Origin of the sequence: Paenibacillus sp. EKM10P (assembly GCF_011800655.1) — a bacterium.
GTDB classification, from domain to species: Bacteria; Bacillota; Bacilli; order Paenibacillales; family Paenibacillaceae; genus Paenibacillus; species Paenibacillus polymyxa.
On sequence record NZ_JAALET010000003.1, the window covers coordinates 123402 to 138767 of the forward strand.

11 protein-coding genes are annotated in these 15366 nt (G+C 44.1%); 3 read left to right on the forward strand and 8 right to left on the reverse strand.

The features are described from left to right. Nucleotides 1-92 precede the first annotated feature (92 nt). The 4 genes from HFE01_RS09945 to HFE01_RS09960 all read right to left on the reverse strand — a co-directional run bounded on the left by HFE01_RS09945 (nt 93) and on the right by HFE01_RS09960 (nt 5353). Nucleotides 93-533, reverse strand: coding sequence for a hypothetical protein (locus HFE01_RS09945; RefSeq protein ID WP_017427118.1), 441 nt, complete (start codon nt 531-533; stop codon nt 93-95). 167 nt (nt 534-700) lie between these two features. After that, nucleotides 701-1423, reverse strand: coding sequence for a response regulator (locus HFE01_RS09950; protein WP_013373401.1), 723 nt, complete (start codon nt 1421-1423; stop codon nt 701-703). Between the two features lie 4 nt (nt 1424-1427). After that, entirely contained in the window at nt 1428-2588 is a 1161-nt protein-coding gene (locus HFE01_RS09955; RefSeq protein WP_013373402.1) for a sensor histidine kinase, read from the reverse strand. Nucleotides 2589-2635: 47 nt separating this feature from the next. Further along, the gene (locus HFE01_RS09960) at nt 2636-5353 is read right to left on the reverse strand and encodes a stalk domain-containing protein (RefSeq protein WP_025365997.1); all 2718 of its coding nucleotides are present in this window, start codon (nt 5351-5353) and stop codon (nt 2636-2638) included. 264 nt (nt 5354-5617) lie between these two features. Between HFE01_RS09960 and HFE01_RS09965 the strand changes: the two genes are divergently transcribed. The 3 genes from HFE01_RS09965 to HFE01_RS09975 are packed head-to-tail and all read left to right on the forward strand — an operon-like array spanning nt 5618 to nt 11098. Next, nucleotides 5618-7027: an efflux RND transporter periplasmic adaptor subunit gene (locus HFE01_RS09965; protein WP_107733830.1), complete on the forward strand. Its 1410-nt coding sequence runs from the start codon at nt 5618-5620 to the stop codon at nt 7025-7027. Continuing rightward, nucleotides 7024-10140, forward strand: a complete 3117-nt coding sequence (locus tag HFE01_RS09970) for an efflux RND transporter permease subunit (RefSeq protein ID WP_107733829.1) — start codon at nt 7024-7026, stop codon at nt 10138-10140. Before HFE01_RS09965 ends, HFE01_RS09970 begins: the two co-directional genes overlap by 4 nt. A 55-nt stretch (nt 10141-10195) precedes the next feature. Beyond that, entirely contained in the window at nt 10196-11098 is a 903-nt protein-coding gene (locus HFE01_RS09975; RefSeq protein ID WP_107733828.1) for a TetR/AcrR family transcriptional regulator, read from the forward strand. Nucleotides 11099-11225: 127 nt separating this feature from the next. Here HFE01_RS09975 and metK read toward each other — a convergent pair whose 3' ends face one another. From metK to HFE01_RS09995, 4 genes are all read right to left on the reverse strand, one after another. Beyond that, on the reverse strand, nt 11226-12428 hold the full coding sequence (gene metK / locus HFE01_RS09980; RefSeq protein ID WP_107733827.1) for a methionine adenosyltransferase: 1203 nt from the start codon (nt 12426-12428) through the stop codon (nt 11226-11228). Between the two features lie 329 nt (nt 12429-12757). Beyond that, nucleotides 12758-13048, reverse strand: coding sequence for an alpha/beta-type small acid-soluble spore protein (locus tag HFE01_RS09985; protein ID WP_044786140.1), 291 nt, complete (start codon nt 13046-13048; stop codon nt 12758-12760). A 136-nt stretch (nt 13049-13184) separates the two neighbouring features. After that, nucleotides 13185-13766, reverse strand: a complete 582-nt coding sequence (locus HFE01_RS09990) for a hypothetical protein (RefSeq protein WP_016822906.1) — start codon at nt 13764-13766, stop codon at nt 13185-13187. A 44-nt stretch (nt 13767-13810) separates the two neighbouring features. Continuing rightward, nucleotides 13811-15343 carry a stalk domain-containing protein gene (locus HFE01_RS09995; RefSeq protein WP_164964426.1) on the reverse strand — a complete coding sequence of 511 codons (1533 nt, stop codon included), beginning with the start codon at nt 15341-15343 and terminating at the stop codon, nt 13811-13813. Nucleotides 15344-15366: the final 23 nt, after the last annotated feature.

The following is a 15366-nucleotide window of genomic DNA, read 5'->3' on the forward strand; positions in this document are numbered from 1 at the left end:
AGATTTCAACGAAATCCCTATTGTCTTGCATATGCAACTGTCTATAAATATTTATATCTGATTTTAACCACGATGTCCACAGATCCCTGTCACTAAGGAACAAGTGGGACGCCCGCCAACGGGTTTGCTGTTCTAAGATCAATAACAACCTGTTTTTCACCGCCTGACTTCGGCAAAACCGGGTTCCCCGGTGAAAAACGACATGAGATGACTGAAACATCCATATGACTATAGCGCACCAGCCGGGTCAGAATCGGTAGCGTATCGTCTATAGATTCATCATCCAGTACCGTTACATGTAGCGGCCTCCGGTGTAGCCAGGCAAGGATACTCAATGAACGCATCACCCATTCCACACGATCTCCATCATTGGATGTAATCACAATGTAGCGAGTCGCACGACGATTCAGCGATGTCGTGTGTGCATCTTCGCCATTGTGATAAGCCTGAACCGCCTGTCGTATATACATGAGATGCACGACTGCAGCTCCCACACCGTATATAAGCAATATCCAAACCAAGTGAGCCGTCACGAGGGTTCCACCTCCTCCTATAGCGACAATATATGCCGTATAACAGGAAGAGGTGTCACGGTTATGTACTGGACTTCCATACGAGCGGATATCTCGCTCTAAAAGAGAGGCGGTACAGCATTCATATCTAGGCAGCTGCATCGTCTAATACATGAAAAGACTACACTTTACAGCGTAACCCATCCATATTTGATGGAGTTAATAACTGCTTGTGTACGGTCATCCACTTCCATTTTTTGCAGAATACTGCTGACATGGTTTTTGACCGTTTTCTCGCTAATGAATAAATATTCACCAATCATCTTATTGCTCTTGCCTTCGGCCATCAGACGTAACACTTCTGCTTCACGACGAGTCAGCGGATTATTTTCGCCTGCAACAAACTTCACGCCTGCTTCCTTAGTATGACCTTCCGCCATAGCCCCTGTTTCATTCAGGTAAGTCATCCGACGAAGCTGCTGAATAAGCTTGCCCGTTACCTTCGGATGAATAAATGCATATCCTTCATGTACTGAACGAATAGCATTAATGAGGGACTCGGCTTCCATATCTTTTAACAGATAGCCATTGGCTCCCTTGCGCAACGTCTCGAATACATAGCTTTCATCATCATGAATGGATAAAATGATCACTTTGACATCCGGGAACATCTCCCGTAGTTTTTCAGTTGCCTCTACACCATTTTCAATTGGCATATTAATATCCATCAGAACAATATCCGGTTTCTCTACGTTGCAGAATTCCAACACTTGAATGCCATCGCCACATTCTCCGATGACCTCAATGTCGTCCTCCATATTCAAAATACGTTTAAGTCCTTCACGAAACAACTGATGGTCGTCCGCTAAGAGAACTTTAATGGGTGCATTACTCATTTCCTGATTTTCCATGTTGTTACTCCTTTCCCTTTTCCACGTTGGTTGGGATATGAATCACTATCTTGGTGCCTTGATTCTCAGCTGATTCGATCTCCATTCTCCCCTCGAGCAGTTCAACCCTTTCCCGCATACCAATCAGACCAAAATGCCCATGGTCTTTGCTTTTTTGCTGAAAAAGCTCTGGCTTAAAGCCCAGACCATTATCCTGCACAACAATTTTTACAAGCTGTGCCTGGTAGGTAATCTCCACAAGCACATAGGTAGGGTAAGCATGCTTGGCAGCGTTAGTCAAAGCTTCCTGGATCAGACGGTAAATGGCTGCTTCCATCGCGGAAGAGAGACGGTGTTCCTTGCCCCTTGTTTCAAAAAGCGCTCTAATCTTCGTTTTTTCTTCAAAATCCTGCACATATTTCCGGAGCGTCGGAATAAGCCCCAGGTCATCCAGGGCCATGGGACGCAAGTTGAAAATGACCTTTCGCATTTCTTCAAGACTGGAGCGAACTTGTTTCTTCAAGTCTACTATTTCGTCCTGAACCATCTTAAATTCCTGCTTGGCGATCATTCTTTCCACAATTTCCGTCCTAAGCACTAGATGCGCAAGGAGTTGCGCAGGTCCATCGTGAATTTCACGGGATATGCGCTTACGCTCCTCTTCCTGAGCCAAAATAATTTTCAGACCAATAAACTGCCGATTCTTGGCCGATTCAATGATCCGCGTCACTTGTCCCAATTCACCCGATAAATATTCCAGCACGACCCCCATCTGCGAACCGATAGTTTCGGCCCGCTCGACAGAAGCCTCGACACTTTTGGCCCGCTTTTGAAGATCATCTCTTCTGGCTTTGAGATACATTTCCTTCTCGCGAAAAATCATCACATCGAGTTGAAGCTGTGTCGCCTTCTCATAAGCCTGTTTGATATCCTCTTCCGAGTAACGGACGAAATCACGACTGACCTCAGTCAACCGAATTCGGGACCGCCGATAGTTCATTTCCAGCTGGTCCACTTTTTCGATCGTTTCTGCCGTTTCCTTTAATACGCTCTGAAGCTCTTGATTTAACGTAACCAGTTCGGTCCGGGCCGTGTCCAATATTTCGAACATCTGATATTTGCTGTTCTCCATCACCTGGATGGCATTTTTAATGACTCGGTCTATGATATCGGCTTGAAAGTCCACAAATGTTCTACTCCAATCCTAGCATTTCAAGTATATATCATACCATATCATGACTGGAGGGTGATGGTCTTCGTTTCTTGTTCCCATTTTACAGTCATTCCTAACTGTTCAGACACCAGTCTTAATGGGACTAAAGTCCTGCCTCCCAGTACAATAGGTGCAACTTCAGTGCTCTGACGCTTTCCGTTTAGAATCACTTCTTTTTTTCCTACAGTCAAATCCATCAGCACACCACCGCGCATAATGGTGATCCGCTGATCGCCCGCATTCCATTTGGCTTGTCCGCCAAATGCGTCCAGCACATACTTAATTGGAACATATGTCGAACCATTGCGAGTCATCGGAGCTGCATCAATCGTTGTTGGCGTTCCATTTACCGTCATTGATTTTTGACCGATCGTCATCTGAGCTGTTCCCTTTTTAAGTCCTTCTGTGCCGACCGTCCCCGGTGTATTAAAAGAGATATTATCAAAAGCGACCTTACCTGTCTTAGCGCGCTCATCCTGACCCTCGGCTACATTGACCACATAGAGACGTTTCAGCTTCGCCGGATAGGAAATATTCAAACTGCTCATATCTGCGTTAATCGTTTTCCAGCCGTTCCAGTCAATCACTTTGGCGAGATCAATGTATGCCGTTTTGCCTTGAGCATCCTCCAGCTCCGCACGCAGCCAGTTCAGACTCTTATCCCCTTTGACATCAATCGAGATGGATGTAGCTGCCTGCTCCAACGTCTTCCCGGATGTGCCATTTAATTGAGCGTAAGCATACATTTTGCCAGTGCCGTTCGTCATGTCGTAGCTTAGCTCCAGCACTTTGGAATTGGCATGGTCTCCATCCCCTTGTACAACAGCCGCTGTACCGGTAACACCTTCCACATTTGAAGTGAAATCAACCGGATACGAAACATTTTCGAAGTTTTCCCAGTTATTTGTACTTGCCCCGCCAGCGGACAGGAAGACAACCGCACTGAAACCATCGTAGCGACCAATGGCATAGCCTGTTTTTACACCCGCATCCACTGTATTTACCGTAAGCTGATTATCCTTAACGTTTCCCTTAAAGCCGATGAACTCCCATTTGAGCGCATCTGATGTAATGCTGACACTCTGTCCATCTTTCGTCTTGGCCGTTATCGGTACTGCGATTTTAGCTCCTGCAGTAAGCGAGCCTGTCCCACTTCCAGCAGTAAGTGATGAAATTTCATCTGCTCCAAGCACGGTGACCTTGGTTGTCGCACTGGCTGAGCCACTGGATGCAGTTAAAGTAGCAGTTCCCGGTTTGGCCCCCTTCACAACACCGCCGCTCACGGACACAACAGCTGGGTTGCTGGACTTCCACGTCACTTGTACTTTCGAGGTATCAAATGGATTGTAGTAGTTGTCGTAGCCTTTGAAGGAGTAGCTTCCGCTCTGACCAATCAGCAGCGTTTTATTGCCCTTGATGGTAAAGCCTTTGAGCGTTCCTTTAGGAGCAGTGGTATATACTCCCACTCCATTTACGATGCTACGTTGCTCTGTACCATATTCTGTATTGAATGTAAGCCCTGCTGTCGTATCTCCCAAATCACGAGTTACCATGGTGGTAGAGCCGCCACCATCGAGGTTCATCCCCTTCCAGACACCAATATCTTTCATCAATGTTTGCAGCTCGCTCAAGGATACACCAACGCTGTTCCCATTCTTCTCAACGGCGATGACATAGGCATATCGCTTGTCACGGGAATATCCCAAAGCCGTACGCGCACGCGTCCCGCCTATACTTGTCGTACTTCGGGAGAACGAAGTCTTCTGTCCGTCATTTACTAATATGGTATGTCCACCGATCATCATTTGTAGGTTGGAAGGATCTACTTCACTCCCTGTCGATTTGACGCGAAGGTGATAGTTCGTTTCTACAGTCTGTCCCACAGTCAGATGCGCTTTGGCATAATCCGCTGCTTTACCGTGTGTACGCAAAATATAGCCATCCTGCGGAACAGTCATATTCAATGTAGCATTTTCGGAGACTTGCGTAACCACGCCATTTTGTACCAATATTTCAGTAGGCGTTGTCGAACTGTTTTTAGGTCGCTCAATTGCTTTCCAAGCAGATGTATAAATATACATAGCATTGGAGTGACTATAGCTGCTCCCACTCGTCTCAGGCGAGTATGAAGCCTTATTCATCCCTGCCAAAGAGAAGGAAGACCCATCACCAGCTTTTACTGTACCTTCAAAAGTAAATTGCTCAACCATCGGTGAGCCATCCTTCGTTACAGCAAAGGCATACATACCTGTTAAATCAGAGGGAGTAGACATCAACACCCCTTTGGACACCTGTCCACCGATCGGTGCTCCCTCGCTAGAGGTATTAAAATAATCCCCGTTCACGCCAGCAACCGCACCGGTCTCTTTTGCCATACCGCCTGTACTCTGACGGGTCGTAAACTGTCCGTTCTTCCCAGTCATGACATCCAGCTTTACGTACGGATTTTGCAGGTCTACTCGAACGATATCAGCCAGCGCTGTTCCCTTGGACCCTTTAAAACGATATTTCAATAATGTTGCACCCGAAGTAATGATCTCCTCACCCAATTTTACCGTTGAACCGGAGGCAGCACTCGCGATTGGCGCAGATATCCAATTATTTAACGGGACTAGAACCCCAGTTCCGGCAACCGGACCGACCCATAATACTCCTGCCAGCGTTAAAACAGCCCATCTTTTAGCAATTCCTTTGCCATCTACTTTCACTTTGCTCTGTTTTCTATTACTTAAAAACATTTGGATAATAGCTCCCATCTTCTTTGTATTCAAACGGATTAATCCGCGCATGTACTCTACCAATAAACAAAAAAATCCTCTTATGTTAATAGACTTATTATAAAGGCAAAAGTTCCGAAATTCCGCCAACTAATTCATAAAATCCAAAACAGTGAATTGACGAATGCAATATAGGCGCACTATAATACACATGAACTAATGAGTTCATTTTAAACCAATTAGTTTAAACTCGATTTTATGACCCTATCGGAAGGAAGGATAATCATGAATAAACAACGGGCCATCATCATGCTCACCTTATCAATGAGCCTCGCAATTGCCGGATGTTCTACCGGAAAAAAAGATGCTGCTTCAGGTTCATCCGCACAGCCGACCGTTGTGCGCACTACAATCGTCAAGAATACACCACTCCATACCGCCTATGACTTGTCAGGCACCCTTCAGGCTTATGAAGAACGTACACTGGCCTTTCAAAATGGAGGTACCGTCGCCAGCGCAGAGGTCACTACTGGCACTCTAGTCCAAAAAGGGGCAATCATTGCCCGTCTAGATGATGCTGACTACAGGCTACAGGTTGCACAGGCAACGGCCTCTATCCAAGAAGCTTTAGCCGGTATAGATAACGCACAGGCTAACCTACAGGCAGCTGCCTCTGCCATTCAATCCGCCGATGCAGGTATTACGAGTGCTCGTGCAAATGTCAGCAAGGCCAACAAGGGTGCGCGCGCTCAGGAAAAACAGCAAGCACAAATCACTGTCGATAAGGCACAAAGCGCCTATAACAAGGCCAGGACGGATAGCGAGCGGACACAAAAGCTGTTTGAGGCAGGTGCAGCTACCGCGTCGGATAACGAGAACGCCCGCCTGAATGCAACTGCTGCTCTTCAAAATCTGGAGCAAGCAAAAGCTTCCTTATCTCTTTTGCTGGAAGGGGCCACAGCCGAAGAGCATCAATCTGTCCAAGCTTCCTTTCAGGATGCGATTGCAGGTAAAACTAAAGCTCTTGCAGCCAGCGAACAAGCAGAGGCTTCCCAGAAACAAGCACGTGCCAACTACGAAAAGGCCCTTGTCGCCAAGGACCAGGCGGAGCTGGCATTGTCACGCACCCGTTTAACTTCTCCCGTGAACGGCGTAATCTTAGACAAAATCGTGAATACAGGTGATTTGGTCGCGTCGGGCCAAGCCGTCTATCGCATAGGCTCCACCGACCGTCTTAAAGTACTCCTTCCCGTACCAGACAGTGAAATTAAGGATTGGAAAAAGGGACAACAGGTGAAGGTGGCACTCTATGATGAGACTCGTCATGGTATGGTGTCCAACATCTATCCTTCAACCAGCACCGATACGGGGCGGGTTAACGTAGAGATTATCATTGCCAATCCACAGCGAGACTGGTTACCCGGCCAGATCATTAGAGCTGCGCATCAGGTAACAGACAAGAATGGTATTCTTGTGCCTGCTGAAGCAGTCATCAATACGGGAAGCAAGCCTTTTATTTTCAAAGATATTCAAGGAAAAGCGGTTAGAACCCCTGTGGAGCTTGGCAATCAGGTTGTAGATAATCAATTGCAAATTGTATCCGGGCTTCGTGAAGGAGAACGTATTGTCATTAAAGGGGCAGAATCCCTATTTGATGGAAATGCGATTCAGTCGGAGGAAGGCGGACGTCCATGATTGAGTACATCGTAAAAAAGCGAAAAATAACATTGCTGTTTTTTGTCATGCTGATTGTAGTTGGAGGTTTCGGTTTTTTCCAGTTACCACAGCAGGAAATGCCAGACGTGACCATACAGAATGCTATGGTCACAACCGTTTATCCCGGTGCTTCGCCACAAAAGGTAGAACAAACCGTAACTAAAGAGCTGGAGAAACGCATCAAGGAGGTTGAAGGTGTTAAAACGATTAATTCGACTTCTGGCAACGGATTCTCCTCTATTCTAATCGAATCCAAAAATGGAGTGGATCCTCAGACAGTTTGGGATAATATGCGTAAAAAGGTGCAAGATGCACAAGCCGATCTTCCTCAAGGTGCTGAGGTGCCTGTTGTAAATGACAAGCTGACCAGCTCGTTTATCGGCTCTTATGCTCTGACCGCCGACTCATCTGCACCACTGTATAAACTAAATGATTTGACCACCACCTGGAAAGATCAACTTAATACGATTTCCGGCGTATCCAGTGTCAAATTCAATGGTCTTCCTGACCAAGAAGTACGTGTCCGTATCGACAATCAGAAGCTCCAGCAATATCAGTTGTCGTGGGGACAAGTGGCACAAGCGATCCAATCTCAGATCGATCGAGTTCCTACCGGTAATATTGAATACAACGGACGTACCTATCAACTCATTGTTCGTGAGACCGAAAAAGCTGACGAATTAAATCAGGTCATTTTGACACGTACAAAGGAAGGTAATCCTGTTTATTTAAGAGATATTGGAACAACTGAGCTGGCACATCCTGAGGCAGAATATTTCGCTTATGTAGAGGGTAAACCGGCCATTACGCTAAGTATTGGAGCGGAAACAGGCACAGACATCCCCTCTATGAGCGAAAAGGTCAATACCAAGCTCAAAGAGCTGGAGAAAACACTCCCCGTAGGTGTTCACTTACAGACTCTCTTTGTACAAAAGGATCAGGTAAACCATATCTTTGACGACTTAAAGCGTGAAACGATTCTGGCAATTGCGGCTGTTATTCTCGTTTGTATGTTGGGCTTGAATTTGCTCACCTCTGCTTTTGTCGCGCTGGCAATCCCTATTTCGGTTTCGATTGCCATTATCTTTCTACCTATGTTCGGCATTACTTTAAATCAGATTTCCGTTGTCGGTCTGATCATTGTACTCGGCATACTCGTGGATGATGCTGTAGTGGTAAACGATAATATTGAGCGCAGACTTACGGAATTAGGAGAATCACCCTCCGTTGCAGCTATAAAAGGTACCAAAGAGGTCATGCTGTCTATTTTGGTTGCAACATTGGCCACCATCTCAGCTTTCGCTCCACTGTTGTTTCTTCCCGGAAATGTAGGTGCCTTTATTAGACCCATTCCCGCCATTGTTTCTCTGACCATGTTAGCCTCTATGATCATGTCCCTCACGATCATCCCTATTTTTCGAGAATGGTATGAAAAGCGCAGACAGACTCGTCATCCTCAGGGGAAATCAAAACCAGTAGGCTTGCTCGGTCAGCAGATTCACTCTTTAAACAAGCTTTATTCACAAAAGCTGATGCCTAAAGTCATTCAGCGTCCCTTGCTGACGGCTATGGTTGGACTCATGCTTGGAACAGCTGCTTATGGATTAGTTCCCTTTACATCCGTTGAGCTTTTCCCTGAATCAGAAGACCCTCATGTTGCATTAAATGTAAAAATGCCTGTAGGCACTTCCATTGCGGAAACCGACCAGGTCGTTAAAGATCTTGCAAATTGGATCAAGAAGCAACCTGAAACTTCCAAGGTCGTTTACAGCGCTGGGGGGACTGCTCCTCAACTGTTTAGTGACATTAACAGTATGGGCGGAAATATTACTTATAACGAAACCGTAGGTCAGATTGCTGTCGTCGGTAAAGAGAATGTATTCAATCTTAACTCAACAGTTGATGCTTGGGAACAACATGTTAAGAAGTCCTACCCTGGCGTTACGGTTACCATGTATGTTCCTCGTCTCGGGATTCCAGTAGGTAAACCCGTTTCTATTCGTATTTCAGGTCAGGATCTGAATGAACTGCAAACCCTTGCCCAAAAAGCAAAGGAGCAGATCGCGACAGTAGAGGGGGCAACGGGTATCGTAGATGACATAGGAATTGAACGGTATGCTCTCGAGCTTGAAGTGAACAAACAAGCCATGGATCAGTATCTAGTAAGCTACACAGATTTGACTCGTACCCTCCTTTTGTTAAAAGAGGGGGCTCAAGTAAGTCAATTTGATACTGGAAGCAGTCTGGTAGATATCAAAATGTATTTGAATCATAGTAACGAAGAGCCAAGTAACCTTTTCCAACAATTAAGTGTAGTGAATGCAGCTGGAAGGCAAATTCCATTAAACCAATTAGTACAGGTTAAGCCTTCATTTGCTATTCAGCAAATCAAGCATTACAATATGGAGCGGACGATTACGGTCGAGGCCGATTTGAACGGACGAACCGCGAGCGAAGCCATGGTAGATGTGGAGAGTAAACTGGCACAGATGAAGTTCCCTGAAGGATATAAATGGGAGGTAGGCGGTGAAACATCCGATCAGTCCACCATATTCGCGGACTTAGGGAAGCTGGCGATCGTTGTAGTCTTACTCATTCTACTCTTGATCACGATGCAGTTTTATTCACTCTCCATTCCTATTATTATTATGGCAACCGTGTACCTAGCAGCAGCCGGCGGGATTATTGGTATTTTCCTGACGGGTATGCCTATCGGTTTTATGAGCATCATGGGAATTATTGCACTCGCGGGTATTGTTGTGCGAAATGGGATTGTCCTAATTGAATTTATCGAGGATGCAAGACATGAAGGAATGGAATTAAAGGAAGCCGTAATACAAGCAGCCGCTGCCCGTTTCAGACCGATTTTATTGACTTCCCTGGCTGCCATTGTAGGTATGATTCCGTTAGCACTATTGGGAAGCCTGCTCTTTAAGCCACTGGCGTTCACTGTCATTTTCGGTTTGTTATTTTCGACCTTGTTAACTTTGTTTGTGGTGCCGTCTTTGTATATGATCATGGCTAAGTACAAGATGCACCGGCAACTCAAGAAACAGCAGCACACAGTTATTACACGTGACCAACCTTTGTAATATATGAAGTGGTGAATTCCGCATGCTGTCGAGTTGGATCCTGAAGGGAGTATGTATGGAAAATAAAAAAAATGATATTTTACAAGCAGCCATCCGGCTGTTCTCCAGAAAAGGCTATTATTCAACATCTGTTGAGGAAATCGCCAAAGAAAGTGGGATGGCAAAGGCATCCTTCTATAAATACTTTCAAGGGAAAGAAGAACTGCCTTTGGAAATGTGTATCATTCTGGAGAATAACATTGAACAAGACATCCGGGCTCTCTACAGTAAACCTGATCTTTCTAAGCACGATAAACTGCACGGTTTTATTGTACTTTATTTGAAAAATCTCGTTGAAAACAAAGTGTATCTCATGATGGATCTTCCTGAGCCTTCCATGCTTATTTTTCAGAATGAACAACTCAATGGTGCGTTTGAACAGCACGAATACAAATTGTACAAATGGGTTCACGACTGCCTAATTGATATTTTTGGACCAGGCATTGAAGATCATGCATGGGATATAACCTTTGTACTGAAAAGCATTGTGTTCGAATATATTCGCTTCTTTGCCGATCGGATGAATGATGAAACGATTGAGCATCTAACACAGTTTATCATCTTCTTATCCAGTTCCTTGGCAACCAGCCTGAGCAGTGCTGATTCCGCTCCACATTTGTTCTGGAGCAAAAAAGGCTGGTTACCCGAGAGCGCACTAAGTAATCCCTTTGACCAAGGTCGTCAAATTAACGGCCTGCTCCACTCCCTGGAAGACAGTATACTGCTTTCTTCGTGGAGCACAGAGGAGAAACAGGAGTGTCAGCAAATTTACGCTCAATTAAAGGAAGAGGCTCTGAAATCGAACCCTCAAAAAGGTCTCTTAAAAGCTCTTTTTGCGTATTTGGAGCAATATAAGGAAGTACAAAAGGTGTGTCATTTACTCAGAAATTTATTGGGTCTCGCACCGATATCCGAATAGTGGTGTGAAATTAAGTACACTATGGCAAGTTCATAATTAATAGCAGAGCATATCAAAAAAAGACTGTCTCATGCATAGCATGAACAGTCTTTTTAGGTTAATACGTTATTCTGATAACTTACGAGAATTATAACCCCGCTTGCTCTCTCAGAATTTCCGCTTTATCTACACTCTCCCACGGTACATCCAGATCTGTACGTCCAAAGTGGCCGTAAGCAGCTGTTTGCTTGTAAATTGGACGACGCAGATCCAACATGCGAATGATGCCTGCTGGGCGAAGATCGAAGTTATTTCGGATCAGTTCAACGAGTTTTTCATCACTAACTTTCCCTGTGCCGTATGTATCGACGTTAATCGAAACAGGCGTAGCTACACCGATGGCATAAGCAAGCTGAATTTCCACCTTGTCAGCCAATCCAGCTGCCACGAGGTTTTTCGCTACATAACGAGCAGCATAAGCAGCAGAACGGTCCACTTTGGTTGGATCTTTACCCGAGAATGCTCCCCCGCCATGACGTGCATAACCACCGTACGTATCCACAATAATTTTACGGCCTGTCAGACCTGCATCCCCTTGAGGACCACCGATAACGAAACGCCCTGTTGGATTAATGTAGTACTTGGTGTGCTCATCCAGCAATTCGGCAGGAACAACTGGCAAAATAACCTTTTCCTTGATGTCTGCTTGAATCTGTTCCAAAGTGGTATCTTCTGCATGCTGCGTAGAAACCACAATAGCATCAATACGAACAGGTTTTCCATTTTCATATTCTACCGTTACTTGAGTTTTACCATCTGGACGAAGGTAATTCAGCGTTCCATCCTTACGCACTTCAGACAAGCGTCGTGCAATACGGTGAGACATAGCGATAGGAAGAGGCATTAGCTCAGGTGTTTCGTTCGTAGCAAAACCGAACATTAATCCTTGGTCACCAGCCCCAATGTTTTCTGTTTCCTTATCTACTTCAGCAGGATCACGGCTTTCCAGGGCAGCGTTAACCCCTTGAGCAATGTCTGGCGACTGTTCATTCAAAGAAGTCAATACAGCGCAAGTATTATAGTCAAAACCGTATTTTGCACGTGTATAACCAATTTCCTTAATCGTATTACGAACAATGGATGGAATATCCACGTATTCCGATTTGGAGCTGATTTCACCAATGACGAGAACGAGACCGGTAGCTACCGATACTTCACATGCTACACGTGCATTAGGGTCATTAGCCAAAAAGGCGTCCAATACAGCATCGGATATCTGATCACAAATTTTATCCGGATGGCCTTCTGTTACAGACTCGGACGTGAACAAATGACGACCTTTTACAGACATGAATTTCAACCTCCCACAATTAAAATACATGAGGATTTTTAATAAATCCTAACATGGCATGGCATTATTCAGTTACCTTCAACTCAACAAATGACGGAAGATATCTTTTACACCTGATTAACAAAAAATGAACCTTTTCCGGTAGGAAAAGGTTGCGTACAAGCCTCAAATGCCATGATATCCTATTTAAAACAAGGTGTCAATTCATGTCATCCAAATAACAAAATTCGAAAATGAAGTGAGTTTACATGCGAACCATTATGATCCACAAGTAAATAGCTCCAGTTTATACCTACTATTTGTTTAAAATCTATATCAATAATTACAATTTATAATGTACCAAATTCAGACAAGCTACGTTCAGCGGATTGTATCAATCGTTTAGTAATTTCTCCACCAACGGAACCATTTTGTCTTGAAGTTAAATCGCGCCACTCTACATTTTGATTCCTTGTAAACTCCCCCAATTCTGCAGCAAATTCACTATCAGCATTCGGATGTATATGTGCATATTGAGGATTATAAACAGGTAACCCAAACTCGGCAGCAATTTCATACTTCAAATCATCTAACCTCGCACGGCTTTCGGGAATTAATCGTCTTTGACTTCTTGACGCCATCGTATGCACCCTCCACTCAATGAATTATTTTTCATGAAGTTAGTGTGCAGTGTTTAAAGTCAACTTAGCCAAGAACAATTTGCTATCCCAAGCAGTATTTAAGAAAAAGAGTACCTTAAACAGAGATAGACACCAGTTATTGAACAGTATAACCGCCTCGTACCATAACGACTAGGCCAAACTTCTGCCCTTCTTTTACTTGAATACCTCTTCCTTCTCTAGGAAACGATAATAAATGATTTTTTTCGACAGCCTGGTTATGAACGATTTCAGTTCCAGAAGTAATATCAATAGCACCACTGGCATCCATGCTGTACACAACAGCATTTCCATTACGTAAAATAAATTCTGCCCCAGCTTTGGCAATCAGTTTCTGACCAGGCTTTACATCAACAACCTTCAAAGCCTCTGTCTGCTCCACCGTTGAACTTTTAGCAGCATTAGAGGTTCCTGAAGACGTTGTATTAGAAGCAGTGGTGTTTGTTGCTGGAGCAGTCGAGTTAGTTGTTTTACTACTAGTGCTGCTTGCAGTTCCCCCACCTTTGATGGCCTGAGCAATTTTTTGGTCAACATAGCTTTTGGTTACGACTGGATCATCAGCTGTTCCAGGTTGTCCAGAACTGGAGGCTCCATTAACTGAACTGTTCATCAAAGAGCCAGCCACAATTCCTCCTCCAAGTAAAACAGCAGCCAACGATACTTTATAGCGTGATTTCATGAAAACCTCCTACTGCAGTTATAACAAGTATAGGTAAGCTTAAATTATTGCGCACTTGCTCCAGCGGAACCTTGCATAGCCCATGGCTTATTGAAAGCCAGCTTCAAAGTATCAATACTTGACACAATATCTTCCGCTTGTTGTTCAGCAGTAGTCACTTTCAAATTAGCCTCGTAAACCTGAAGCTCAGTAGCCAGTCCAACATCAAATTGCTTTTTAGCCATATCAGCCGCACTTCTTGCACTCACCAAACCAGCTTGGATCTGTGAGTATTGGCTTTCCAATGCCTTGATATTGTTATAAATTGTTCTCACAGCTTCTTCCAACTGTCTCTTTGTACCTTCTGTAGCATACTGAGCTTTTTCAACATTAAGTTGTTCAGCTTCATATGGGGTATTTCCAGGAGTACTAAAGTTATAAAGCTTCAAGCTCAATTCAGCCAAATCAACTTTTTGCTCACTCAACCAAATGGCAGTACTGCTAGTGAGTACTTGGCTTACTTTTGTCTCTACATTATCTTTAAATTCAGAATAGACAGGCTTATCCTTCAATTCATAACGTTGCTCTGGTTTGTAGCCAATCAATTGATTCAAAGATACATATGCACTATCCAAATCTTTTTTAGCTTTATCCAAAGCTGCTTGATTTTGAGTCAACTGATTAGTCGCTTGGGTAACCTCATAATCACTCGACATTTGATTATCTCTCTTGATTTGTGCAACTTTAAGCTTGCGCTCAGCATCTTCAATATTTAATGCTGCCAGTTTGACGGCATTTTGCTTTTGAAGGAGCTTGTTATAAAGATCCTTCACATTATATTCAATACTTTCTTTGGTCATTTCCAGATTCTTTTTGGCAGCCTCATAATTAAGGTTCGTTTGGGCATAGCCTTTAAAAGCTTTATCTTGAGCCTCATCTCCCGCTTCAGCAGGAACAAAATCAATATTTTTGCCAGTTTCTTTCATGATTTTCCCTGCTTGATCGATACTCACTTCTCCTGTTTTAACTGAAGTACTATCAGCTATAGCCAGTTTTACTGCATCATCATAGGCTAAGGAGTCATTATAGTAAGTATCATAAGTAACTTTGGTCACAGGAGCTGTAAGTGGCTTACTGGACAAGCTATTAGTGTCAGTGGCGCTACCATTAGCTTGATTCGAAATGGTCACTGTTCGTGTAGCTTGATCCCAATTTACTTTGGCGCCTAATGATTGGCTCACAAAACGTAAAGGAACGAGCACCTGACCCTTTTGAATTTGAGTTGCTGCATCGAGCTGTACAGGATTACTGTTTTTATAAGCAAGTTTAGAACCAATATTCAAAGTTAATGTATCATCATTTTTAGATGCTATTACTTTTTTGGCTTTGCTGTCCCACTCTACTTGCGCTCCCAAGCTTTCAAAAACGCCACGAAGAGGCACCAAGGTTGTATTTTGACTGACTATCGGAGACTGTGTATATTGCTGAGTTACACCGTTAATAATAACCTTTATATCACCTGACTGAGCTCCTGCAAGATTAGCAAACGCAGAAGTAAGAACCAATGTGGATAGTAATGCCACTCCAAAACGTTTCATAATTTCTCTCCTTTGTCAATAAG